Below are 22,680 nucleotides of genomic sequence, written 5' to 3' on the forward strand. Positions count from 1 at the left end.
TTCTGTTCATTGAGCGTCCGCTTTAGGCGACGGCGTAATGTCCGCTTTCCACCCCTGGCGGACATTCCGCGAGTCCGCTTCTTGGGGCATCGCGCGTCGCTTGCGCGTAGATGGGCTAGTCGAACGTCTCGCCCGGCTCGTACAGGTTGGGCTCGAACGTCGCGATGCCCATGATCGGGCTCATCGCCTCGACGATGGCCGGGGCGCGGGTCATGGCCTTCCAGTCCTCACGGCTGGCCCACACGCCGTGGACCGCACAGACCTTGCCGTTCACGCCCCGGTGCAGGGTCGCGGAAACGAATCCGTCCAGCCCCCGCTGACGTCCTACCATGACGGTCAGCGCCTCCATCAGCGCATCCTGCTTCGCAGGCTCGCATTTGTAGACATTGATCAGGACGACGGCGTCGGAATCGGGTGCGGACATGGCCGTCCCTTAGCCCATCCCCCTTACCAAGTCGTGCTTTGACGGCCATATCGACACCATGACCGAGACCCGTAAGCCCCGCATCGCCATTCTCGAAACCGGCGCGCCGCCCTCCGACCTGTCGCCCGAGCACGGCCGCTATCCGCAGATGTTCACACGCCTGCTGGGCGAGGGCTTCGACACCCGCACCATCGACGTGCGCCACAGCCCGCCGCCCCGCCCGGGCGACTTCGACGGGGTCATCATCACGGGCTCACCCGCCGGGGTCTATGACGGCGAGCCCTGGATCGGTCGCCTGCTGACGTGGATCGCGGCGGCGAGGGGCCAGACCCGCATGGTCGGCATCTGCTTCGGTCATCAGGCCATGGCCCAGGCGCTGGGCGGCCGGGTTGAAAAGTCGGACAAGGGCTGGGGCGTGGGCCTGCACCGCTACCGGGTCGACCAGGCCCAGCCGTGGATGGCACCGCCCCGGGGCCAGGTCGCCATCCCCGTTTCCCATCAGGATCAGGTGGTGGAAAAGCCCGCCGGGGCCCGCATCATCCTGTCCAGCGACTTTACCCCCTTCGCGGGCCTGGCCTGGGATGACGACGCCATCTCCATGCAATGCCACCCCGAATTCACCCCGGCCTTTGCCTCGGCCCTCGCCGAGGGCCGCCGCGACCGCATCGGCGCCGACCGCGTCGATCCCGCGCTGGATACCCTCAAGGGCGACAACGACCGCGACGCCGTCGGCCAGTGGATCCGCACCTTCCTGAAGGGGTGATGCCGTCTCGTCATCCCCGGACTTGATCCGGGGATCGGCGCCATGCGCCGTCGTATCCCGTGGCCCAGCGACTGCCCGGTCCGATCCTCTGTTCAAGCCAGGGGATGACGGGGCTTATGCGGTCCGGATTCGTCAGGTGCGCGCCGCGAAAAATCGGCTAGCGTCAGGTCTCAATCCGGAGATCTGACATGACCCTGACCCTGAAAGCCCGTGACCTCCTGCTTGCCGCCCTGCTGCTCGCCATCGGCGTGCTGATCGGCCTCGCCTTCAACGCTGCACCCAGCCGCGCCCAGTCCGTCGCGACCGGCAGCTATGTCACCAACAATGGCTCGGTCTACTACTGCCAGGAACGCGCCTGTTACCGCGTCTTCTTCAACAGCTGAGGCGCGAGGCCCCCGATGTCCGGAGCGTTGAAGCTTGGCCGGTCTCGTCCCGCGCGCTGGCTGGCTTTCAGTCTCCTGGCCTTGGCCGCCGTGTGGCTGGTCCTCGCGATCTCGATCGTGACCTATGCGGGCAAGGACGCCGACGGCCACGCCGATGCGGCAATCGTGCTCGGTGCGGCCGTCTCGGACACTCTGCCGTCACCGGTGTTTGAGGCGCGTTTGCGTCATGCGCGCGACCTCTACCTTCAACGACGGGTGAGGCTGATCGTGGTGACGGGCGGGCGGGGTCCCGGAGACGCGCTCAGCGAGGGGGAGGCGGGACGTCAGTGGCTGATCCGTCAGGGCGTCCCGGCGGACTCTGTTCTGGCTGAAACGCGGTCACGGACCACGATCCAGAACCTGGCCTTCGCCCGCCCGCTCCTCGACGCCAGACGGGCCGAGACTGTCCTGATTGTCTCAGACCCCCTTCACATGCGCAGGGCGATGGTCGTCGCATCCCGACAAGGCCTGGATGCCAATCCCTCTCCGACACCGAGTTCGCGCTATCGCTCGGCAAGGACGCAGGGGCCGTTCCTTCTGCGGGAGACCTGGTTTTTCGCGCAGTACCTCGTGACTGGCCACTAGGGGCTCAGGGCCACTTCACCTCGGGCGGCATGGAGCTGAGGATGGCTTCGACATTGCCGCCGGTCTTCAGGCCGAAGGTCGTGCCCCGGTCGTACAGCAGGTTGAACTCGACATAGCGACCGCGGCGGATCAGCTGTTCCTCGCGCTCGGCCGGAGTCCAGGCCTCGCCCATCCGGCCCCGCACAATGTCGGGATAGGCGGCGAGGAAGGCGTCGCCGACATCCCGCGTAAAGGCGAAGTCATCGCCGTGGTCTCCGCTGTCCAGATGGTCATAGAAGATGCCGCCGGTGCCGCGCGGCTCCTTGCGATGCGCCAGCCAGAAATACTCGTCGCACCAGGCCTTGAAGCGCGGATAGTAGCTGGAATCGTGCCGGTCACAGGCGGCCTTGTAGGCGGCGTGGAAGGCGATCGTGTCGGGCGCATCCTCGCGCCGGTCCACGTCCAGCACCGGCGTCAGGTCGCCGCCGCCGCCGAACCAGCCCTTGGTCGTCGCGATAAAGCGCGTGTTCATGTGGACGGCGGGCACGTGCGGATTGCGCGGATGGACGATCAGGCTGATGCCCGTGGCGAAGAAGCGCGGGTCCTCGGCCGCCCCCGGCACCTGTTTCGCATAGTCCTCGGGAAAGGTGCCGTGCACGGTCGAACAGTGCACGCCGGCCTTTTCGAACAGCCGTCCGTGCAGCATGCCCATGACGCCGCCGCCGCCCTCGGGCCGCTGCCATTCGGTGCGGACGAACCGGCCGGCTTCACCGGGATAGAGGGCCGGGTCGGCGGCATCCTCCAGCGCCTCCAGCGCCGCGTGGATCCGGTCGCGCAGGCTTTCGAACCAGGCGCGGGTTTCGATCTTCAGCGTATCGAGATCGGGCTGCGGGGCAGGTGAGGGGGTGTCCATAGCTGGCTTCTAGTCGATTTTTCCGGACAGGGCAGGGGGCAGGGCGACTTGCGCCGCCCGGTCCCGACCGCGACAGTGCCCCGCATGCAAAGGGAGGCCTCCATGGCGCGTCATCTGAAATCCTGTGTCCTGGCGGCGACGGCGATCACGCTGGCGGCGGCTACCCCGGCCCTGGCCCAATCGCCCGAGATCAACACCGCCCGGCGCCTGCTGGCCGCCTCGCCCCTGATCGACGGCCACAACGACCTGCCCTGGGCCCTGCGTCAGCCCTATCAAAGCGACCCGCAGGGCGTGGACCTGCGCATCGACCTGTCGGCCAGCACCCGCCTGCACACGGACATCGCCCGGCTGCGCGCCGGCGGCGTGGGCGGCCAGTTCTGGTCCGTCTATGTGCCGGCCAGCATGACCCCGCTTGAGGCCGCGCGCGCCACCTTCGAACAGATCGATGTCGTGAAGCGCCTGATCGACGCCTATCCCGATGTCTTCGAACTGGCCCTGACCGCCGATGACGTCGAGCGCATCCATGGCGAGGGCCGCATCGCCAGCCTGATCGGCATGGAGGGCGGTTATTCCATCGCCGATTCGCTGGGCCTGCTGCGCAGCTTCCACGACGCCGGCGCGCGCTACATGACCCTGACGCACTCAAAGACCACCAGCTGGGCCGACAGCGCCACCGACGCCCCGCGCTGGGACGGCCTCAGCCCGTTCGGCGAGACAGTTGTCCTTGAAATGAACCGTCTCGGCATGATGGTCGACCTCAGCCATGTGTCCGAGGCCACCATGATGGACGCCGTCCGCGTGTCGCAGGCCCCGGTGATCTTCTCCCACTCATCGGCCCGGGGCGTGACCGGCCATCCGCGCAATGTGCCGGACTCGGTCCTGCGCCTGCTGCCGGAAAAAGGCGGGGTGGTGATGATCACCTTCGTGCCCTCCTTCATCGACGAAGGGGTGCGCGCCTGGGGGGCAGACCAGTCGGCCGAGCGCGCCCGCCTTGAATCGCTCCATCCCGGCGCCCCCGATGCCGTGACCGAGGGTATGCAAGCCTGGACCGCCGCCCATCCGGCCCCGACCGCCGACATCGCCGACATCGTCGCCCATATCGAGCACGTCCGTGACGTGGCGGGCATCGACCACGTCGGCCTGGGCGGGGACTTCGACGGCATCAGCAGCCTGCCGGTGGGGATTACGGGCGTCGACGCCTATCCGCTGATCATCGCCGAGCTGCTGAAGCGCGGCTGGAGCGAGGCGGACATCCTCAAGCTGACCGGGGGCAACATCCTGCGGGTCATGCGCGAGGTCGAGGCCAGCGCTGCCCGCATGCAGCGCGAGGAATCCCCCTTCCTGATGACCAACCCGGATGCGGCGGACTAGCCCGCCTGCCGTGTCCACTCCCAGCAGGCGATGCCGGCGCTGACCGCCAGGTTCAGTGACCGCGCCCCGGGCTTCAGCGGAATCAGCACCCGCGCGTCGGCGGCCGCGTGCACATTGTCCGGCGCGCCCGTCGGTTCCGAGCCGAACAGCAGGGTGTCGTCGGGCTGGAATCGAAAATCCGTCAGGGGCTCGGCCCCCTTCGTCGTGAACAGAACCAGCCGCCCGGCCCCGCGATCCCGCTGAAAAGCGCTCCAGTCGGCATGCCGGACCATATGTCCCAGAGGCCCGTAATCCAGCGCCGCGCGCTTCATCGCCCGGTCGTCCAGACGAAAGCCGGTGGGCTCGATCACATGCAATTCGACGCCAAAACAGGCCGACAGGCGGATGCAGGCGCCCACGTTCTGCGGAATGGCTGGTTGAAAAAGAGCGAGACGCATTCTAAGGCCCTTCTACGCGTGAGCCGGGGGCTTGTCGCGGCTGGTTTTGCGAGTGTTTCTCAGCCACGCGCCGTCTTGCGGCGATGAGCCGCAAACCCTGTCGGGATAGCTGGTGTATGACGTCTCGCGTCAACTATGACGATACCGTCGATGGGCCGACAGGGGTCCATCGGGGCGCATGAGAGGTGTGATGTGACCGAATCGGTCGAGCTGAACCACGACGGACACGGAGGGGGCGACGACGCCACCCGCCGCGATTTCATTCACATTGCCGCCGGTGCTGCGGCCGTGGGCGCCGGGGTCATGATGGCCTGGCCGCTGGTCAACACCATGAACCCCGCTGCCGACACCCTGGCGCTGTCGACCATCGAGTTCGACCTGACCAAGGTTGCCGAGGGCATGCAGGTCGTCATCAAATGGCAGGGCAAGCCGGTGTTCGTGCGCTACCGCACCCCGGCCGAGATCCAGGAAGCCGCCAGCACGCCGCTCAGCGCGCTCAAGGATCCCCAGCCGGATGCCGAGCGCATCAAGGCGGGCCATGAGCAGTATCTGGTCGTGATCGGCTCGTGCACCCACCTGGGCTGTGTGCCGACCTTCAATGCCGGGGACTACGGCGGCTGGTTCTGCCCCTGCCACGGCTCGCACTACGACACCTCGGGACGTATCCGCAAAGGCCCGGCACCGCTGAATCTGGTCGTGCCGACCTATGAATATATCTCCGACACCCGCGTGCGGATCGGCTGAGGACGGACGGACAGATCATGAGCGACCACGAATCCACCTACGTCCCCAAGACCGGCATCGAAAAGTGGCTCGACAGCCGCCTGCCGATCATCCGCTTCGGCGCCGACTATATGGCGCTGCCGACGCCGCGGAACCTGAACTACTGGTACACCTTCGGCGGCATTCTGATGCTCTGCCTGGTGATCCAGATCGTCACCGGCATCGTGCTGGCCATGCACTATGTGCCCAACACCGAAATGGCCTTCGCCTCGGTCGAGCGCATCATGCGTGACGTCAACGGCGGCTGGCTGATCCGCTATGTGCACGCCAATGGCGCGTCGATGTTCTTCATCGCCGTCTATCTGCACATGCTCCGGGGCCTGTATTACGGCTCCTACAAGGCCCCGCGCGAGATCATCTGGATCCTCGGCTGCGTGATCTTCTTCCTGATGATCGCCACCGCCTTCCTCGGCTACGTCCTGCCCTGGGGCCAGATGTCCTTCTGGGGCGCCGAGGTCATCACCAATCTGATCGGCGCCGTGCCGGTCGTCGGCGAGCCGATCCTGATCTGGCTGCGCGGCGGTCCGGCCATCGACAACGCCACGCTGAACCGCTTCTTCTCGCTGCACTATCTGCTGCCGTTCGTGATCTTCGGCGTGGTCGTGCTGCACCTGTGGGCGCTGCACACCTCGGGCCAGAACAATCCCGCCGGCGTCCTGATCCCCAAGGAGCGGACGGCCAAGGACACCCTGCCGTTCCACCCCTATTTCACGGTCAAGGACGGCTTTGCGATCATCCTGTTCCTGATCCTGTTCGCCCTGTTCGTCTTCTACATGCCGAACGCCCTGGGCCACGCCGACAACTACATCCCGGCCAACCCGCTGGTGACCCCGGCGCACATCGTGCCCGAGTGGTACATGCTGCCCTTCTACGCCATCCTGCGCGCCATCCCCGACAAGTTCGGCGGCGTGCTGGCCATGTTCGGCGCGATCGGCGTGCTGTTCGTCATCCCCTGGCTCGACACCTCGCGGGTGCGCTCGATGCGCTATCGCCCGACCATGAAGGTCTTCTTCCTGATCTTCCTGGTGGTCGGCCTCGGCCTCGGCTGGTGCGGCGCGCAACTGCCCGACGCCCCGGTGGTGTCCGGCATGCCCAGCTTCATGCTGCTGGACGGCCAGCTGAACAGCTATCTGTGGCTGACGCGCCTGCTGACCGCCTACTACTTCGCCTTCTTCCTGATCATCATGCCCTGGGTCGGGCTGAAGGAGACGCCGCTGCCGGTCCCGGCCTCGGTCTCCGAGCCGGTCCTCGACGGTGGCATCCCCGAGAAGAAGGGCTGATCGTCATGACCATTCAAAACGGGACCCGTTCCGCCGTGTTCAAGATCCTTGCCTCGGCTGTTGCCGCTCTCAGCCTGGTTGCCTTGGCCGCTCCGGCCGGGGCCGCCGGCGGCGGCGCCAAGCACCCGCGCTCGGGTGGCTTCAGCTTCGAGGGGCCGTTCGGCACCTTCGATCAGGCCCAGCTGCAGCGCGGCTACAAGGTTTACCGCGAGGTCTGCGCCGCCTGTCACGGCATGGATCTGATGTCGTTCCGGAACCTCGGCCAGCCGGGCGGTCCGTTCTACGACTCGCACTTCAAGGGCGGACCGGCCGACAACCCCTATGTCCGCGTGCTCGCGGCCGAGGTTCAGGTGGCCGACATCGACTCGGAAACGGGTGAGCCCATCATGCGTCCGGCCACCCCGGCCGACCGATTCCCCAACCCCTATGCCAATGCCACGGCCGCGGCCGGGGCCAATGGCGGCGCCGCGCCGCCCGACCTGTCGGTGATGGCCAAGGCCCGTCACGACGGTGCCAACTACATCTACTCGCTGCTGTCGGGCTATGTGCCGGCGCCCGAGGGTCTGCAGATCGCGCCGGGCCAGTACTACAACCCCTATATGGCCGGCGACCTGTCACCCTTCTGGACCGGCGACCCCGACCATGTGCCGGCGGGCGGCTTCATCGCCATGCCGAATCCGCTCGCCGCCGGTCAGGTGACCTATGACGACGGCTCGCCGCAGACGGTCGACCAGTATGCCAAGGACGTCGCCGCCTTCATCGCCTGGGCGTCCGACCCCCACGCCACCGAGCGCAAGCGCACCGGCATGGGCGTGCTGGCTTTCCTGGTGATCTTCGCCGGCCTGACCTACGCCAGCTACCGCCGCATCTGGAAGGGCATCGCCCACTAGGGCCAGCCGTCCCCAACGCCGATCGATTGACCCGCCGGAGCCCGCGCTTCGGCGGGTTTTTCGTGGGCGCTCCCATCCCGTCTCCTCCCCATCATGATGGGGAGGGGGACCACCGAAGGTGGTGGAGGGGTTTTTTACCTCACGCACACCCTCAAGAGCCCCTCCGTCTCGGCTGCTTCGCATCCGATCCACCTCCCCGACTTCGTTAGGGAGGAGACAGAATCCTCGTCATCCTCGGGCTTGCCCCGAGGATCGGTCCGGGCAGCCCGTCTCCTGTCGAGGGCGACACCGATTCTCGGGTCAAGCCCGAGAATGACGATGGGTTGAGGGCAGCAGATAGGATAGCCGCCCCCGAATTCCTCCAGCCTTTCAACGCCTCCACCGTTTCCCGCACCGTTCTGCCCGCCTCACCCCGGACCTGTGCGACTCTTCTCCCGTCCCGTCGCGCGGAGGGCTCGTAAGGCCTGCGACCTTATGGCGGCGGGAGCGGATGGAGCGGGGTCGGCGGCGGTGCTGTCCGGGTTTCGGGCCTCAGGGAGGTTTCGCGAGCCGGGCATAAGGCCCGCCTTCAACACTGGGTCGAGGGGGATACTCGGCCGTTCCGGGAGGTGTTGCAGGACACCCCCGCCCGTCGGAGGCGCTGCGGTAAGGCCCGAATACGGCCACCCGACGCAAGCTTCCGGAAAACCACCCGCGCGGAGCGTCAGCCTCCGTCGAAACGGTAAAAGCAATTCACTCCGGACGAAGGCCCGGCGCTCCGCCTGCTCTCCACCTCTGCCTCACGGGCGAGAGGCGCTCGGCCCTGCCTCAACAGTTGCGTCGCCCGGACAAGGCTTTAGGGTCGCGTCTCCGGTTTCGTGAGAGGTCCCCCATGCGTCTGTTGTCCAGGCTGAGTGTTCTTGCTGCAGGAGCGGCGCTGGCCGCCTGCATGACCCTGCCGAATGGCGGAGAGCCCGCCCGGATCGACCCGGATCGCCTGTCAGCGCATGTTCAGGCCCTGTCGGACGACAGCTTCGAAGGGCGGGGCATTGCTACCCCGGCCGAGGACAAGGTCATCGCCTATCTGTCCGAAGCCTTTGCCGAAGCCGGCTTTCAGCCCGGCGGTGAGAACGGCGGCTGGACCCAGGCCGTCACCCTCAAGCGCTTTGCCGTCAGCAATGTCAGCGCCTCTTTCGCTGACGACGGCGAAAGCCGCGCCCTGACCCAGGGCGAACAGATCGTCATCTCGACCCGCCGTCCGGCCGATCAGGTGCGCCTCGACGACCTGCCGCTGGTGTTCGTCGGCTATGGCACCACCGCGCCCGAGCGCGAGTGGGACGACTTCAAGGACGTCGACGTGCGCGGCAAGGTCATCGTCGTTCTGGTCAATGACGCCGACTATGAACAGCCCGAGCTGAACACCTTCAACGGTCGGGCCATGACCTATTACGGCCGCTGGACCTACAAATACGACGAGGCGGCGCGTCGCGGCGCCGCCGGTGTGCTGGTGATCCACGAGACCGCCCCGGCCTCCTATGGCTGGACCACGGTCAAGAATTCCTGGACCGGACCGCAATTCGACATCGTCCGCGCCAATGCGGCCGAGGAGCGCGTGCCGCTTGAGGGCTGGATCCAGCGCGACGTCGCCGTCGATCTGTTCGAACGAGCCGGTCTGGATTTCGAGGCCCTGAAGGTCGCCGCCCGCAGCCGCGATTTCCGCCCCGTCACCCTGGAGGGTCAGACCCTTGACGCCAGCTACAGCGTGGCGACCAGCCAGATCGAGACGCACAATGTGATCGCCCGTCTGCCGGGCACGACCCATCCGGACGAGACCATCCTCTATACCGGTCACTGGGATCATATCGGCGTGGGTGACCCGGATGCCGAGGGCGACCGCATCTTCAACGGCGCTGTCGACAATGCCTCGGGCATCGCCGGCCTGATCGAGATCGCCCGCCTGTACGGCAGTGGTCCGACCCCCGAGCGGTCGATCGTGATCATCGCCTTCACCGCCGAGGAAAGCGGCCTGCTGGGCTCGGAATTCTATGCCGCCAACCCCCTCTATCCGCTGGAGACAACGGTGGCGGGCTTCAACCTTGATGCCATGAACGTCTATGGGCGCCTGTCGGGCCTGGGCGTCACCGGCTACGGCCAGTCGACCCTCGATGAACGACTTGAGGTCGTGGCAGCGACGCAGGGACGGGTGATCGTGCCGGATACCAACAATGCCGCCGGCACCTATTTCCGTTCGGACCACTTCCCGCTGGCCAAGCGCGGCGTGCCCATGGCCTATCCCAAGGGCTCGGGCGATTTCCTTGATGAGCCGATCGCCGAGCGTCAGGCCCTGCGCGATGAGTATGGCGCGCGTCGCTATCACCAGGCCGCCGACGAATGGCTGCCCGGCATGGACTTCCGCGGCGCCGCCGAGGACCTCGAGGTCGTCTATGCCGTCGGTCTGTCGCTGGCCAACAGCCGCGACTGGCCGGGCTGGAAGGACGGGTCCGAGTTCGGTCCGGTTCGTGAGGAAAGCGCCGCCGCACGCCGCTGATCCTTCAGCGGCACATGACGAAAACTTAACGGGCGCACCGGAGGCCGAGGCCTAAGGTGCGCCCGAAATTCATCCCGGAGTTCCCCATGTTCCGTCGTCTTCTGGGCGGTGTTGCCGCCGCCGCCGTCCTCCTGTCCGCCGGCGCCGGTCTGGCCCAGGACATCTCGGCCGACCGCCTGTCCGACCACATCCGCGTGCTGGCCGACGACAGCTTCCAGGGCCGCGTCCCCGGCGAGGTCGGCGAGGCCATGACCCTCGAATACCTGCAGGGCCAGTACGAGGCCATGGGCCTCCAGCCCGGCGGCCCGGATGGCCAGTGGCTGCAACCGGTGACCCTGTTTCGCTTCACCCCGGCCCGCGCGGCCGTGGCCCACTGGACCGCGCCGGACGGCACCTGGCACCCGCTGGCGGCCACCGACATCCAGCTGCGGTCCTCCAACGACAGCGGCCGGGTCGAGATCGCCGATGTACCCGTGGTCTTCGCCGGCTATGGCATCACCGCGCCGGAACGCGGCTGGGACGACTACGGCGACCTCGATGTGACCGGCAAGGTCGTCATCGTGCTGGCCGGCGAACCGGCAGGCGACCTGTTCCGGGGCGACTACAACTCGGCCTATTCCAGTGCCGGCTACAAGAAGACGGAGGCCCTGCGCCGCGGGGCCGTCGGCGTCGTCACCCTGGTCCTCGACGAAGCCAGCTGGCGGGGGATGGCGGGCCGCCCGGCCCGCACCCGCACCACGGTCGAGGGGCTGGACCCGATCCCCTTCACCGGCACCGTCGGCCCGCAGACCGCCATGCAGTGGGGCACGGCCGCCGGCGTCGATCACGCCGCCATGGCCACGGTCGACACCGGCCAGTTCAAGGCCCTCGAACTGACGGGTGTGCGCCTGAGCGTCGACATCGAGGAAGCCCGCGAGGAGATCCACACCTATAATCTGCTGGCGAAAATCGAGGGCTCGGAGAACCCCGATGAGGTCGTGATCTTCTCGGCCCACTGGGACCACGTGGGTGTCAGCTCGCCCGACGCGCATGGAGACACCATCTTCAACGGCGCCTGGGACAATGCCTCGGGCACGGCGGGCATCCTCGAACTGGCGCGCGCCTTCTCGCTCTCTCCCCGGCCGAAGCGCACCGTGGTCTTCGCCCATATGGCGGCCGAGGAAATGGGCCTGCTGGGCGCCTATGCCTATTCGGTCGATCCGGTCTATCCGCTGGAAACCACGGTTGCGGACCTCAATATCGACATGCTGCCGCTCAGCGGGCCGACCCGCGATGTCGCCATCTTCGGCTTTGGCCAGAACTCGCTCGAAGACGATCTGGCTGTCCTCGCCGAGGCCGAGGGCCGCTATGTCACCGATGACCGCGAGCCGGAACAGAACTACTATTTCCGCTCGGACCACTTCCCCTTCGCCCGCTCCGGCGTGCCGGCCCTGATGCCCTGGCACGGGGTCGATCTGGACGAGGGCGGGATCGAGGTCGGCCTGCCCGAATACCAGGCCCTGTTCTCGCGCGACTATCACCAGCGCAGTGATGAATGGCGTGCGGACTACGACCTGCGCTCGGCCGTCGAGAACCTGACCCTGATGTACCGCCTCGCCTGGGACCTGGCGAACTCGGACCGCTGGCCGACTTGGAAGGCGGACTCAGAGTTCGGCGCCATCCGCGCCCGCTCCGACGCGGCTCGTCAATAGGTCGGTCAGGTCGGCCCAGACGCTCTCGGCCGTTGGCGCCCGTCCGGCCCCCAGCCCGGACCGGCTCAGCACCCGTCCGTCGGCCAGGGTGATGCGGATGGCGTTTCCGGCATCGGCCAGCGCCGCGAACAGCGCATCGCCCGCGACCGGGGCCAGGGTGATCTGCCCGCCGGCGCAGTCGGCCACCGCCAGCTGGCGGACCGGCGCCGGGCCCGGCTGAAAGTCTGGACCAAGGGCGTCGACCCGGTCGGGCAGGCGTGCACCTGCCCCGAAGGCCGCCCGACTGAGCAGGAACAGTTTGGCCGCCGCGTCCCGCCCGGTCAGGTCGGCAGAGGGGTCGGCCTCGGCAAACCCCGCCGCCTGCGCCTCGGCCAAGGCTGCGTCGAACGGATGTCCTACCGCCAGCCGGTTCAGCAGGAAGTTGACCGTGCCGTTCAGCACCGCCTCGATCCGCCGGATCGGCCCCAGCGCCCGGGCCTGCCTGACGGTCTCCAGCATCGGCACGCCTCCACCGACCGCCGCCGAGTACCGCAGGGTCGCGCCGGTCGCCGTCGCCAGCGCCGACAGGCCCTCGACGTCGGCGGCCACCGCCTGCTTGGAGGCGCTGACCACATGGATGCCCCGCGACAGGGCCGCCCGGATCAGGGCCAGCGACACCGAGGCGTCCGACAGGGTGTCGAGCACCACATCCGGCTCCCGTGCCAGCAGGGCCGCCGGGTCGGTGACCACCAGCTCGGGCGCCGGCTCCGGCACGCGAACCTTGACGGGGCTCTGCACCAGCACGCCGACCAGGGCGATGTCGGGCCGGTCCAGCAGGCGCGGCAGGACGCCCCCGCCCACAACCCCGCACCCGGCCAGGGCCACGCGCAGCGGTCCGCCATGGCCGGGCAGGGGGCCCAGCGGCGACAGGCTGAGGTCGGCCGGTCCCTCCAGAAGGCGCAGATCGACAGTGCCGAGGCCGATCGCACGACAGGCCTGCTCCAGTCGCGCCAAGGCCTCGCGACCGCCCGCGACCTGAACCGTTACGGCTCGTCCGGCCCGGATCTGGCGATAGATCAGCCCGGCACCATCCCGCGCCTGATCCGGGGTCACCGCGCGCAGACAGAGAGGCACCGGGGCGACAGACGGACTGGCCGTTTTGACGGAGGAAAGGGCGCTCATCTCAGGCCGCCTTTCGCTGGTCGGAGACCAGGGCCGCGCGGGCCAATCCCGCCGCCAGTTCGGCGCGCAGGTCCTCGACATGCTCGAGCCCGATCGACAGGCGCAGCAGACCCTCGGTGATGCCGGCGGTCTCCCGGGCCTCGGGCGTCATGGCGGCATGGGTCATGCCCGCCGGATGCGCGATCAAGCTCTCGACCCCGCCGAGGGACTCGGCGAGCGTGAAGACCTGCAGCCCTTCGACCAGGGCCCGGGCCGCCTCACGACCGCCGTCCAGCTCGAGGCTGAGCATGGCGCCGAACCCGGCCTGCTGGCGTTTCGCCAGCGCGTGGCCGGGATGGTCGGCCAGCCCCGGATAGTGGACGGCCCGCACGCCCGGCTGCCGAACCAGCCATTCGGCGAGGTCGCCTGCGGTGGCCTGCTGCCGCTCGATGCGGACGAAGAGGGTGCGCAGGCCGCGCAGGGTCAGCCAGGCATCGAACGGCGCACCGGTCGTGCCCAGACAGTTGGCCCACCACGCCAGCCGCTCATGGTCCTCCAAGGTGGCACTGATGACCGCCCCGCCGACCACATCCGAATGGCCGTTGATGAACTTGGTCGTCGAATGGATCACCCAGTCGGCTCCCAGCGCGATCGGCTGCTGCAGGGCCGGGGACAGGAAGGTGTTGTCGACGGCGACCTTTGCGCCCGCGGCATGGGCCGCCCGGCAGACGGCCGCGATGTCGGTCAGGCGCATCAGCGGGTTGGACGGGGTCTCGACCAGCACCAGTTTCGGCTGGCGGGCGAGCACTGTGTCGAACACGATCGCGTCGGCGAAATCGACAAAGGCCACCTCGAAATGGCCCCGGCCGGCGCGGGCGTTCAGCAGGCGGTGCGTGCCCCCATAGCCGTCGTGCGGGGCGATCACGAGGTCGCCCGGCGACAGTTCGCTCAGCACCAGATCGACGGCAGCCATGCCGCTGGCGGTGACCACGGTGCCGGCTCCGCCTTCCACCGCGGTGAGGGCTTCGCCCAGCAGGTCGCGGGTCGGGTTGCCCGAGCGGCTGTAGTCGTAGCGGCGTTTCCCCTCCAGCCCGTCGAAGCTGTAGTTGGCGCTCAGGTGCAGGGGCGGCATGACCGCGCCATGGGCCGGGTCCTGATCGATGCCGACGCGGGCGAGGCGGGTGGCGAGGTCTTGGGAGGAGGGCGAACAGGTCATGCGGCAAGCTCGGAAAGACAACAGAGGGGTTCGGCCAGTGCCGAGGTGATGAGGTCGGCGACCACGGCCTCTTCCTTGAGGAAGCCGTCGTGGCCGTAGAGGGAAGGCGCGCGGACGAGGGTGCGAAGGTTCGGGAGGCCCACGGCCAGTGCTTCGAGGTCGGCGATCGGCACCAGCTGGTCTGAGGTGAAGCCCAGCAGGGTCGTGGGAACCGTGACGGCCCCCGGATCGACCCGGTGCCGGTCCAGCGAATCCGACAGGCTGATCCAGCGTTCCGCCGTCATGCGCGGCACATAGGCCCGGCCCCGGGCCTTGAGATAATCGCAGACGGCATAAGGCTGGCCGGCGGCGTCCGGCACCGCGTCCTGGCCGAAGCGCAGCTCCAGTTCCTCGGCCGTGCGATAGGTGGTCATGGCCAGTTCGCGGGCGAGGGCGACGGCCTGTTCAGGTCGACCCGTCTCGATGCCGAGGGCGAGGATGCGGCGCTGGATGCCGCGCAGGGCCGTGGCGTGGATGGCGGGACGATGCGGGGCGGAGATGGCGATCAGTTGCCTGAGCCGCTCCGGGAACAGGGCTGCAAAGGCCAGTCCGACCATGCCGCCGTAGGAGGCGCCGATCAGGGCTTCCAGCTGCGGCACACCCAGGTGATCGAGCGCTGCGGCGAGGGCACGGGCCTGATCCGCCGGGGTCAGGGTGCGCACCCCTGTTTCACCCGGGCCGGGCAGCAGGTCGAGGCCCAGCACCTGATAGCGATCGAGATCGACCGGCCCGCCGGGGCGCACGATGCGGGGCCACCAGGCGGCGCGGCCGTCGCCGACATCCGCCAGGCGACGATCCGACGAAATGCCGCCGAGGGCGACGATGACAGGTGCCCCGTCCGGACCGAACCGGCGCAGGCGCACGGTCGCATCGGTCAGCGGCTGACCGTCACCGAGACAGAACCCGGGCAGCGGCACGGTGTGGTCCCGCCAGACGGGGAGGGTGGGAGAAGAAAAGACAGCAGGCACGACACGACGAACTCCGCCCATCGAGTACTCGTGCGTGGATCGACCCGTGAAACGGCGGGACCTCGCAAGAGGCCGTCGCTTCACTCATCTCTCGCGGACCGGGTCGTGAGACCGTGATCCTCGCAGGAGTTGGCACCATCTCGCGAAGAGGGTCTCTTCGCGAAGGTTGCCCCGGCGTCAAAGGGCCTATCCCTCGACCGGTCTTGATGAGTGACTTAAGCGTGGCGACGGGCGGCGCAGCCGTCAAGCAGAAAAATCATCAGCTACCGGAAGTGGCATCCATAATGATGGTGCGGGCCTCGGCCAGGGCGGCTTCGGTGGTGGTTTCGCCGGCGTGGATCTGGTCCGCCAGACCCATCAGGACCGGTCCGGTGACGGCACCGGCATTGGGCTCTTCCTGGACGCGGATGCCGCCGTCGCGGGCGATCACCTCGTCCCACAGGTCGCGAACACCGCCCCAGTAAGCCTGGGTATCAGACCAATAGGCATCTCCGGGGGCGGCGTCGTAGCCGTCCCACTGGCGATAGGTATTGACCACATCCTCGTGCACGATCACCTGACCGTCGCCGTCATCGCCCTGAGCGCCGGACATCTTGAGGTTGTCCTGAATGTGCACCCAGCCAAACGGCGTCAGGGCGTGACGGTTGGTCCCGACATAGCGGTCATAGACCGGATCGCGAACCGCATCGCGGCGGGCCAGCGGACGCAAGGTCGGCGCCGAGGCCCATTCCGTCATGCCGTGGTCGTACGTCCAGACGCCGACGCCGCCGTAGCGGGGCGAGTCGTCGGTCTGCCAGACCGTCTGCGACCAGGTGCCCTCGCGCTGGTCTTCCGGCACAGGGGTCAGCACCCACTGGTTGGGCCCGGCATAGGTCAGGACGGTCTCGGGCTCATAGACCCAGTCCTGGCGCCAGTGCTTGATGACGAAGGTCTGGCCCTCGTGATCCATGACCAGGATGTGCTGCAGGCTGATGCGGGTGCCGTCGTCATAGACGACCCGGACGATCTCATTGCCGCCCGACAGTTTCTCGTCCAGCGGCTCATAGCCGTCGACGAAGGGCACGGTCTCGCGCATGTCGAACCGCACGCGAAACTGCCCGGCCTGGGACAGGATGGCCTGACGGTCGCGCTGGAATTTCGCATCTGCCGTGGCCGCTGCGGGGGCCTGGGCGAGCGCGGTCGCGGGAAGGACGGCGACCGGCATACAGGTACCGATCAGAAGGGCGGCGGCAAGGGCGGCGCGCATGGGGGGCATCTCCAACATGACAATCATTCGCACTATCGCTTCCTGACCTACAGACGCAAGGTCAGCGAGACCGAAACATTGCGACCGGGCTGGGTGTAGGCGTCCAGTACGGTCGAGGTGGTCGAGAGACCCGAGACGTCGCTCCACCAGCCATAGGTCTCGTCGAACACATTGAACACGCCGACGCGGGCCGTGACCGTCTCCGTCACATTCCAGTAGCCGGTCAGGTCGAACAGGGTGAAGTCATCGCCAACGTAGCAGTTCGGCGAGCAGGCCAGCCCGGTGGTGTCCGCCGCATCCTTGGCATCGGACCAGGTGACGATGGCCTGGCCGCCGAAGGCTCCTGACGGCGCGTCCCAACCCATTCCGGCGACGATCTTGAGCGGGTCGATGCTGGGCAGGGCCGTGGTGGTGCCCGCCGTGGTCTGATCGCCCTCCGCCCAGGCAGCCGACACACGGGCGCTGAGACCGTTGTCCCACGACGCGTCGCTGCGGAACTCCAACCCCTTCACCTCGACGTCGGTGAAGTTGACGTACTGGAAGACCGCCGGGTCTGTCGGGGTGAAGGCGCCTGACACGACCTCCTGGCTGATGAAGTCCTCATAGTCCGCCTGGAAGGCCACGGCCTGCAGGGCCATCCGGCCGCCCCAGACCGGAACCTCGCGCAGGCGAAGACCCGCCTCGAGGCTCCGGCTGGTCTCCGGCGTCAGGTCGGGATTGGGCGCCGAAATATAGCCGAAGACGAGGTTGCCGAAGGCGCTGTTCACCTGCGACGGCGTCGGCGCCTTGAAGCCTTCGGCATAGGAGGCGAACAGGCCGAAATTGTCATTGGCCCACCAGACCACGCCCAGCTTGGGCGACAGGCGGCTGTCCTCCTGATCCGCCTTGGCCCCCGTGAACAGCGGATCATCGGCCGTCGTCAGCTCATAGGCGTCATACCGCAGGGCTGGCGTGATGCGCAGCGATCCGCCCGCCAGCACAATCTCGTCCTGGATGAACAGGCCCGACAGGGTGTAGTCGGTTTCCGGGAAGGGGCTGGAGGGGAAGGTCTCTCCGAAGGGCGGCACGGTGCCATCACGCACACCGCTCTGGGTGGTTTCGGACCAGTCCCCGCCGAAGATCAGGCGGTGCTCGACCGAGCCGGACGTCAGCGAGCGGCGGCCCTGCGCGGCCAGGCCCATGACATCATTGTCGAAGGTGTTGTCGCGCGTGCGGTCTGCGGCCGGCTCACGATCCTCGAAAGTGAACTGACGGGTCTCGGACTCCTGCCGGTAGACGGCGAGGGAGGCCTCATCCAGGCCGGGCAGGGCTTGGGTGCGCCAGTCCAGGCCGATGCGCTGGCGCGTGGTCTCGTCCTCGGCACGGAGGTCCAGAACCGAGGCGCTGCGGCCCGACAGCACATTGGCGTCGACATCCGAGTTGTAGGACTCCCAGGTCAGGCCCAGACGGTGGTCGGGCGCGACGTCCCAGACCAGCTTGGCCAGCAGGGCGTCGGAACTGAAATCCTGGGGGTTGGGCTCGGTCCGGGTCGCCCCCTCGCCGCCGACCGTGCCCTGATTGTCGGTTTCCGACGCATCGCGGTGGGTCCAGGCGACCAGACCGGAAAGGTCACCGTCGCGACCGGCAAACGACAGGCCCGTGGCAACGCTCTCGTCTGCCGACCCATAGGCGACGCGGGCCCGGGCGGTCCAGTTGCGGCTGGCGCCCAGCATGTCGACCGGGGCCTTGGTCGTGAACGAGACCGCACCGGCCACGCCGTCCGAGCCATAGAGGGCGGAAGCCGGGCCGCGCAGGATCTCGACCGACTTCATCAGATCCAGATCGGAATAGCCGCCGCGGCCGACACTCTGCGGGCCGAATGCATAGCCATCGGGCGTACGGACCCCGTCGACGACGATCAGCACCCGATCACCGCCCAGGCCGCGGATGGTGAAACCAGCATTGCCGTCGCGGCCCGTCGAACCCAGGGCCGCACCGAATCGTGCCGGCTGGGTCCGGACGCTGACGCCCGGCTCGAAGCGGACCAGGTCCTTGATGTCGGTATAGAGGTTCTGCTCGATCTCGCGCGCGGTGATGACGGTGACAGTGGCGGGGGTCTCATCGACCCGGGTGGCGGTGCGGGTCGCCAGCACGGTGATCGGGTCAAGGGTCACCGGGTCTTCGACGGGATTCGATACCGGTCGGGTCTGGGCCAGAGCCGGCGCCGCGGAGGCCAGGCTGACGAGCGCGGTGGTGAGGAGGAGGGAGGTACGCATGAGAAGCCCCGGGGAGTTACTGTGAAGGTGTCGGGCAATTACTGCGAACGATTATCAGAAGCAACCGCAATTGCGACTCGTTCTGAACACAGTCGGGGCGTGTGCGTTCAGGGGGGCATGAAAACCGTGATCCGCCTTGCCGCCACTGTCAGCCTGGCCGCCGCCGTTGCGGCCTGCGGGAATGAGCCGATGGAGCCGGGACCGGTGACTCCGGATCCAGACGCACCCCTGCCACCGGCGGAGCCTGCTCCGGCCCGGACAACGGGGCATGCGGAACTGTTAGGCGACTGGGCCGCCTATCCTGCCTGGTGTTCGAACACGACGGGGGCAGAGCGGCCGATCACCATCACACTGACGCGCTTCGAAGGGTATGAGAACAGCTGCGCTATCGAGGCGTCACGCCCGATTGCAGAAGGCCATGAGCTGGACCTGGTGTGTCAGGCCGAGGGGCAAGAGACACGCGAGACCATACGCGCCTCGGCCACGGAGGATCGCCTGCGTCTGTCCTATCCGGATCGGGACGGGGCGACGGTGGCGTTTACCCGCTGCCCGTCGGAACAGCCCTAGCTGAACAGGAAGTTCATGACGTCGCCGTCCTTGACGACATAGGACTTGCCCTCGGCCCGCAGCTTGCCGGCTTCACGGGCCTTGGCCTCGCCGCGCAGGGCGACATAGTCGTCATAGGCGATGGTCTCGGCGCGGATGAAGCCCTTCTCGAAATCCGTGTGGATGACGCCCGCCGCCTGCGGAGCGGTGTCGCCGACATGGATGGTCCACGCCCGGGCTTCCTTGGGCCCGACCGTGAAATAGGACTGCAGCCCCAGCAGGGCATAGGCCTCGCGGATCAGGCGATTGAGCCCCGGCTCGGCCAGACCCAGGGTCTCGAGGAACTCCAGTTGCTCCGCCTCGTCCAGCACGGCCAGTTCCGAATCGATCTTGGCCGAGATGACGACCGAGTTGGCGCCATCCTTGGCGGCCCGTGCAGCCACGAGATCGGACAGCTCATTGCCCTTGTCGGCCGAGTTCTCGTCGACATTGGCGACATAGAGGGCAGGCAGGGCGGTCAGCAGTTGCAGCATGTCCCACGCCTTCCGGTCCTCTTTCGAGATATCGGCGGTGCGGGCAGGCTTGCCGGCGTTCAGCTGGGTCAGGGCCAGGTCGACCAGTTTCAGGCTCAGCTGGCTTTCCTTGTCCCCGGCCTTGGCGCGCTTCTCCATCTGGACGCGGCGACGCTCGAGGCTCTCGAGGTCGGCCAGCATCAGTTCGGTCTCGATGATCTCGAGGTCCGACACCGGATCGATGCGATCCTCGACATGGGTGATGTCGTCGTCGACGAAGCAGCGGGCCACGAAGGCGATGGCGTCGCAGTCGCGGATGTTGGCCAGGAACTGATTGCCCAGACCCTCGCCCTTGGATGCGCCGCGAACCAGACCGGCGATGTCGACGAAGGTGATGCGCGAGGGGATGATCTCTTTCGAGCCGGCGATCTCGGCCAGCACCTTGAGGCGCGGCTCGGGCACGGCCACGTCGCCCGTGTTCGGCTCGATCGTGCAGAACGGATAGTTGGCCGCCTGGGCCGCTGCCGTCTTGGTCAGGGCGTTGAACAGGGTGGACTTGCCGACGTTGGGCAGGCCGACGATCGCGACTTTCAGGGCCATGGAACTCTCTGGGGAACGGGTCGAGGCGAGCCTTTACCCGCTGGGCACCGGTTTGTCAGGCGCTAACCGCCCCCGACCGTCAGTTGGCGGCGGGAGTACCGACCCGGGCGGAGACGGTGATCGGGGCCGCGTCCTCGAAAGTCAGGGCCAGGTCGACCGTGTCGCCCTCCGCCAGCGGCGTCACCACCTGCATCAGCATCAGGTGATTTCCGCCCGGCTGGAGCGCCGTTGCCTCACCGGCGGGAAGGGGCAGGCCCCCCGCCATTTCGGCCATGGTCATGACGCCGCCCTCGGTCGACATTTCGTGGATTTCGGCCTTGCCCGCGGCATCGGTCGAGACGGAGACAAGGCGGTCGTCCGTGGTGGCCGTGAGGGTCATATAGCAGCCCGTCAGGTCGCGACCGTTCGGCGTCGGCCGGCAGACGGCATCGCTGACTTCTACGGACGGCGCCGCCGCATCCTGACAGGCGGCAACTCCGAGACAGAGCAGGGCGAGGGCGGGCAGGCGCATGGATAGACTCCGTCGAGCAGGCGTGAGGGCGCAATGAACCCGGTCGCGTCATCAGGCAAGGGACGCGGTGTCGCGCCCGTCAGGAACAGACAGGCTTTGGCTCTCGACAGGGCCGGGGGGCCGTGCCAGCGTGGCCGCCACAAACCGCTGTATTCATGGAGTTCGCCATGTCGCTTCGTCCGGGTCTGATGGTGGGGGCCTGTGCCCTGTTGCTGACAGCGACGGCTGTTCAGGCCCAGGAACAGGTGGACAGTCGGCCCGGTGGCCCGGGGCGCGTGGCCATCACCATCTATAACCAGGACATCGCCCTGGTCGAGGATGTGCGGGACCTGAACATCCCCGAGGGGCGGTCGCGCCAGGAGTTTCCGGGGGTCTCGGCCAGCATCCGGCCCGAGACGGTCGGCCTCAGCGGCCGCGGCCTGTCGGTGGTCGAACAGAATTTCGACTATGACCTGTTGACGCCCGACAAGCTGATGCAGAGCGCCGTGGGCGACACCATCGGCATCGTCCGCATCAATCCCGGCACCGGTCGCGAGACGACCGAGCGGGCCCAGGTTCTGGCTGCCAATGAAGGCGTGGTGCTGCGTATCGGCGACCGGATCGAGGTGCTGCGCGATGACGGCGTGCCGACCCGGGTGATCTTCGATGAGGTGCCGGCCAATCTGCGCCCGCGCCCGACCCTGAGCGTGACGCTGGATGCCGAAGGCGGCGGCCGCCGCGAGACGACGCTCAGCTATCTGACCAGCGGCCTGTCTTGGAAGGCGGACTATGTCGCCGAATATGACGAGCAGGGTGGCATGCTGGACCTGACGGGCTGGATCACCATCACCAACCGCTCGGGCGCGACCTTCAGCGACGCGAGCACGCGGGTGGTCGCGGGCGAGGTCAATCTGGTCAACGGCGGCGGCTATTACGGCGGCGGTCGCAGCGGCAATGGCACCCAGTTCTCGGACGGGGGCGAGGGCATCGCCGACTATTACATCTACCCCCTGCCGGGGCGGGTGACGGTTGCCAACAACCAGAACAAGCAGGTCGGCCTGCTGGACGTCGCCGATGTGCCGGCATCCAAACGCTATCTGTTCGAGATGAGCGGCTTTTCGACCTATGAGCAGGCGCAGTCGGCCGAGGTGGCGGTGCTGTTCCAGAACGGTCGCGCCTCGGGCGTCAGCCAGGCCCTGCCGGCCGGGGTGGTGCGCGTCTATGTGCGCGATGCGGGCGGCGAACCGCGCTTCATCGGCGAGGATGAGATCGGTCACACGCCTGCGGGCTCGGACATCGCCATCACCACCGGCGATGCCTTTGATGTCACCGTGCAGCCGCGTCTGGTCAGCAATGAACGGGTGGCGCCGCGCATCCTGAACACGGAGCGCTCGCGCTACCGGATGGAATACACGGTGCGGAATGCCCGCTCCGAGCCGGTGGTGGTCGAGGTTCGTCAGAGTGGGCTGGGCCGCGACACCGAGATTCAGGACCAGAGCCTCCAGGGCGAGATGCGCGACGCCCGCACCATCGTCTGGCGCGTGCCGGTGCCGGCCAATGGGCAGACGGTGCTGACGGCCACGATCGAGACGGGCGGCTGATC

General features: G+C 67.7%; 21 protein-coding genes and 1 riboswitch. Of the genes, 11 read left to right on the forward strand and 10 right to left on the reverse strand.

Annotated features, from left to right (window positions below; all coding sequences use genetic code 11):
- Nucleotides 1-115: 115 nt before the first annotated feature.
- The gene (locus V7672_RS13535) at nt 116-424 is read right to left on the reverse strand and encodes an antibiotic biosynthesis monooxygenase family protein (RefSeq protein WP_335625102.1); all 309 of its coding nucleotides are present in this window, start codon (nt 422-424) and stop codon (nt 116-118) included.
- 58 nt (nt 425-482) lie between these two features.
- On the opposite strand from V7672_RS13535, the gene V7672_RS13540 reads away from it, so the two are divergent.
- From V7672_RS13540 to V7672_RS13550, 3 genes are all read left to right on the forward strand, one after another.
- Nucleotides 483-1,187, forward strand: a complete 705-nt coding sequence (locus V7672_RS13540; RefSeq protein ID WP_335625103.1) for a type 1 glutamine amidotransferase — start codon at nt 483-485, stop codon at nt 1,185-1,187.
- A gap of 188 nt (nt 1,188-1,375) precedes the next feature.
- Nucleotides 1,376-1,570: a hypothetical protein gene (locus V7672_RS13545; protein ID WP_335625104.1), complete on the forward strand. Its 195-nt coding sequence runs from the start codon at nt 1,376-1,378 to the stop codon at nt 1,568-1,570.
- Nucleotides 1,571-1,585: 15 nt separating this feature from the next.
- Nucleotides 1,586-2,194 carry a YdcF family protein gene (locus tag V7672_RS13550; RefSeq protein WP_335625105.1) on the forward strand — a complete coding sequence of 203 codons (609 nt, stop codon included), beginning with the start codon at nt 1,586-1,588 and terminating at the stop codon, nt 2,192-2,194.
- 4 nt (nt 2,195-2,198) lie between these two features.
- Here V7672_RS13550 and hemF read toward each other — a convergent pair whose 3' ends face one another.
- On the reverse strand, nt 2,199-3,086 hold the full coding sequence (gene hemF / locus V7672_RS13555) for an oxygen-dependent coproporphyrinogen oxidase (RefSeq protein ID WP_335625106.1): 888 nt from the start codon (nt 3,084-3,086) through the stop codon (nt 2,199-2,201).
- A gap of 102 nt (nt 3,087-3,188) precedes the next feature.
- On the opposite strand from hemF, the gene V7672_RS13560 reads away from it, so the two are divergent.
- A complete protein-coding gene (locus tag V7672_RS13560; RefSeq protein ID WP_335625107.1) occupies nt 3,189-4,457 on the forward strand; it encodes a dipeptidase in 1,269 nt (422 codons plus the stop codon).
- Here the strand turns inward: V7672_RS13560 and V7672_RS13565 are convergent.
- Nucleotides 4,454-4,894, reverse strand: a complete 441-nt coding sequence (locus V7672_RS13565) for a tRNA (cytidine(34)-2'-O)-methyltransferase (protein ID WP_335625108.1) — start codon at nt 4,892-4,894, stop codon at nt 4,454-4,456. The two genes, V7672_RS13560 and V7672_RS13565, sit on opposite strands and share 4 nt — an antisense overlap.
- Before the next feature lie 192 nt (nt 4,895-5,086).
- On the opposite strand from V7672_RS13565, the gene petA reads away from it, so the two are divergent.
- From petA to V7672_RS13590, 5 genes are all read left to right on the forward strand, one after another.
- A complete protein-coding gene (gene petA, locus V7672_RS13570; protein WP_335625109.1) occupies nt 5,087-5,638 on the forward strand; it encodes a ubiquinol-cytochrome c reductase iron-sulfur subunit in 552 nt (183 codons plus the stop codon).
- Between the two features lie 17 nt (nt 5,639-5,655).
- Nucleotides 5,656-6,957, forward strand: a complete 1,302-nt coding sequence (locus tag V7672_RS13575) for a cytochrome b (protein ID WP_335625110.1) — start codon at nt 5,656-5,658, stop codon at nt 6,955-6,957.
- Between the two features lie 5 nt (nt 6,958-6,962).
- Nucleotides 6,963-7,847 carry a cytochrome c1 gene (locus V7672_RS13580; protein ID WP_335625111.1) on the forward strand — a complete coding sequence of 295 codons (885 nt, stop codon included), beginning with the start codon at nt 6,963-6,965 and terminating at the stop codon, nt 7,845-7,847.
- A gap of 871 nt (nt 7,848-8,718) precedes the next feature.
- A complete protein-coding gene (locus tag V7672_RS13585) occupies nt 8,719-10,374 on the forward strand; it encodes a M28 family metallopeptidase (RefSeq protein ID WP_335625112.1) in 1,656 nt (551 codons plus the stop codon).
- Nucleotides 10,375-10,460: 86 nt separating this feature from the next.
- Nucleotides 10,461-12,065, forward strand: coding sequence for a M28 family peptidase (locus V7672_RS13590; RefSeq protein ID WP_335625113.1), 1,605 nt, complete (start codon nt 10,461-10,463; stop codon nt 12,063-12,065).
- Here V7672_RS13590 and V7672_RS13595 read toward each other — a convergent pair.
- From V7672_RS13595 to V7672_RS13615, 5 genes are all read right to left on the reverse strand, one after another.
- Complete coding sequence (locus V7672_RS13595) at nt 12,018-13,226, reverse strand: hypothetical protein (RefSeq protein ID WP_335625114.1); 1,209 nt, start codon at nt 13,224-13,226, stop codon at nt 12,018-12,020. The genes V7672_RS13590 and V7672_RS13595 overlap by 48 nt on opposite strands.
- 1 nt (nt 13,227) lies before the next feature.
- Nucleotides 13,228-14,421 carry a cystathionine gamma-synthase gene (gene metB, locus V7672_RS13600; protein ID WP_335625115.1) on the reverse strand — a complete coding sequence of 398 codons (1,194 nt, stop codon included), beginning with the start codon at nt 14,419-14,421 and terminating at the stop codon, nt 13,228-13,230.
- Nucleotides 14,418-15,377, reverse strand: coding sequence for a homoserine O-succinyltransferase MetX (gene metX / locus V7672_RS13605; protein WP_335625116.1), 960 nt, complete (start codon nt 15,375-15,377; stop codon nt 14,418-14,420). Before metX ends, metB begins: the two co-directional genes overlap by 4 nt.
- 132 nt (nt 15,378-15,509) lie before the next feature.
- A riboswitch (SAM riboswitch) is annotated at nt 15,510-15,641 on the reverse strand.
- A gap of 46 nt (nt 15,642-15,687) precedes the next feature.
- Nucleotides 15,688-16,674: a DUF6607 family protein gene (locus V7672_RS13610; RefSeq protein ID WP_335625117.1), complete on the reverse strand. Its 987-nt coding sequence runs from the start codon at nt 16,672-16,674 to the stop codon at nt 15,688-15,690.
- Nucleotides 16,675-16,721: 47 nt separating this feature from the next.
- Nucleotides 16,722-18,929, reverse strand: coding sequence for a TonB-dependent hemoglobin/transferrin/lactoferrin family receptor (locus tag V7672_RS13615; RefSeq protein ID WP_335625118.1), 2,208 nt, complete (start codon nt 18,927-18,929; stop codon nt 16,722-16,724).
- 117 nt (nt 18,930-19,046) lie between these two features.
- Between V7672_RS13615 and V7672_RS13620 the strand changes: the two genes are divergently transcribed.
- Entirely contained in the window at nt 19,047-19,496 is a 450-nt protein-coding gene (locus V7672_RS13620) for a hypothetical protein (RefSeq protein WP_335625119.1), read from the forward strand.
- Here V7672_RS13620 and ychF read toward each other — a convergent pair.
- On the reverse strand, nt 19,493-20,587 hold the full coding sequence (gene ychF, locus V7672_RS13625) for a redox-regulated ATPase YchF (RefSeq protein ID WP_335625120.1): 1,095 nt from the start codon (nt 20,585-20,587) through the stop codon (nt 19,493-19,495). The two genes, V7672_RS13620 and ychF, sit on opposite strands and share 4 nt — an antisense overlap.
- Nucleotides 20,588-20,666: 79 nt before the next feature.
- Nucleotides 20,667-21,098 carry a copper chaperone PCu(A)C gene (locus tag V7672_RS13630; protein ID WP_335625121.1) on the reverse strand — a complete coding sequence of 144 codons (432 nt, stop codon included), beginning with the start codon at nt 21,096-21,098 and terminating at the stop codon, nt 20,667-20,669.
- 167 nt (nt 21,099-21,265) lie between these two features.
- Between V7672_RS13630 and V7672_RS13635 the strand changes: the two genes are divergently transcribed.
- On the forward strand, nt 21,266-22,678 hold the full coding sequence (locus V7672_RS13635) for a DUF4139 domain-containing protein (protein ID WP_335625122.1): 1,413 nt from the start codon (nt 21,266-21,268) through the stop codon (nt 22,676-22,678).
- Nucleotides 22,679-22,680: the final 2 nt, after the last annotated feature.

Source organism: Brevundimonas sp. (assembly GCF_036963785.1).
In the GTDB taxonomy this organism is placed as follows: domain Bacteria; phylum Pseudomonadota; class Alphaproteobacteria; order Caulobacterales; family Caulobacteraceae; genus Brevundimonas.

Bases quoted from the DNA above. Each gene is read 5' to 3' on its own strand.
- V7672_RS13635 (WP_335625122.1), top strand. From the start codon at position 21,266: ATGTCGCTTCGTCCGGGTCTGATGGTGGGGGCCTGTGCCCTGTTGCTG.
- V7672_RS13630 (WP_335625121.1), bottom strand. From the start codon at position 21,098: ATGCGCCTGCCCGCCCTCGCCCTGCTCTGTCTCGGAGTTGCCGCCTGT.
- V7672_RS13550 (WP_335625105.1), top strand. From the start codon at position 1,586: ATGTCCGGAGCGTTGAAGCTTGGCCGGTCTCGTCCCGCGCGCTGGCTG.
- V7672_RS13540 (WP_335625103.1), top strand. From the start codon at position 483: ATGACCGAGACCCGTAAGCCCCGCATCGCCATTCTCGAAACCGGCGCG.
- V7672_RS13575 (WP_335625110.1), top strand. From the start codon at position 5,656: ATGAGCGACCACGAATCCACCTACGTCCCCAAGACCGGCATCGAAAAG.
- V7672_RS13545 (WP_335625104.1), top strand. From the start codon at position 1,376: ATGACCCTGACCCTGAAAGCCCGTGACCTCCTGCTTGCCGCCCTGCTG.
- V7672_RS13535 (WP_335625102.1), bottom strand. From the start codon at position 424: ATGTCCGCACCCGATTCCGACGCCGTCGTCCTGATCAATGTCTACAAA.
- V7672_RS13595 (WP_335625114.1), bottom strand. From the start codon at position 13,226: ATGAGCGCCCTTTCCTCCGTCAAAACGGCCAGTCCGTCTGTCGCCCCG.
- V7672_RS13560 (WP_335625107.1), top strand. From the start codon at position 3,189: ATGGCGCGTCATCTGAAATCCTGTGTCCTGGCGGCGACGGCGATCACG.
- hemF (WP_335625106.1), bottom strand. From the start codon at position 3,086: ATGGACACCCCCTCACCTGCCCCGCAGCCCGATCTCGATACGCTGAAG.
- V7672_RS13565 (WP_335625108.1), bottom strand. From the start codon at position 4,894: ATGCGTCTCGCTCTTTTTCAACCAGCCATTCCGCAGAACGTGGGCGCC.
- V7672_RS13590 (WP_335625113.1), top strand. From the start codon at position 10,461: ATGTTCCGTCGTCTTCTGGGCGGTGTTGCCGCCGCCGCCGTCCTCCTG.
- V7672_RS13580 (WP_335625111.1), top strand. From the start codon at position 6,963: ATGACCATTCAAAACGGGACCCGTTCCGCCGTGTTCAAGATCCTTGCC.
- V7672_RS13615 (WP_335625118.1), bottom strand. From the start codon at position 18,929: ATGCGTACCTCCCTCCTCCTCACCACCGCGCTCGTCAGCCTGGCCTCC.
- V7672_RS13620 (WP_335625119.1), top strand. From the start codon at position 19,047: ATGAAAACCGTGATCCGCCTTGCCGCCACTGTCAGCCTGGCCGCCGCC.
- ychF (WP_335625120.1), bottom strand. From the start codon at position 20,587: ATGGCCCTGAAAGTCGCGATCGTCGGCCTGCCCAACGTCGGCAAGTCC.
- metB (WP_335625115.1), bottom strand. From the start codon at position 14,421: ATGACCTGTTCGCCCTCCTCCCAAGACCTCGCCACCCGCCTCGCCCGC.
- V7672_RS13585 (WP_335625112.1), top strand. From the start codon at position 8,719: ATGCGTCTGTTGTCCAGGCTGAGTGTTCTTGCTGCAGGAGCGGCGCTG.
- V7672_RS13610 (WP_335625117.1), bottom strand. From the start codon at position 16,674: ATGCGCGCCGCCCTTGCCGCCGCCCTTCTGATCGGTACCTGTATGCCG.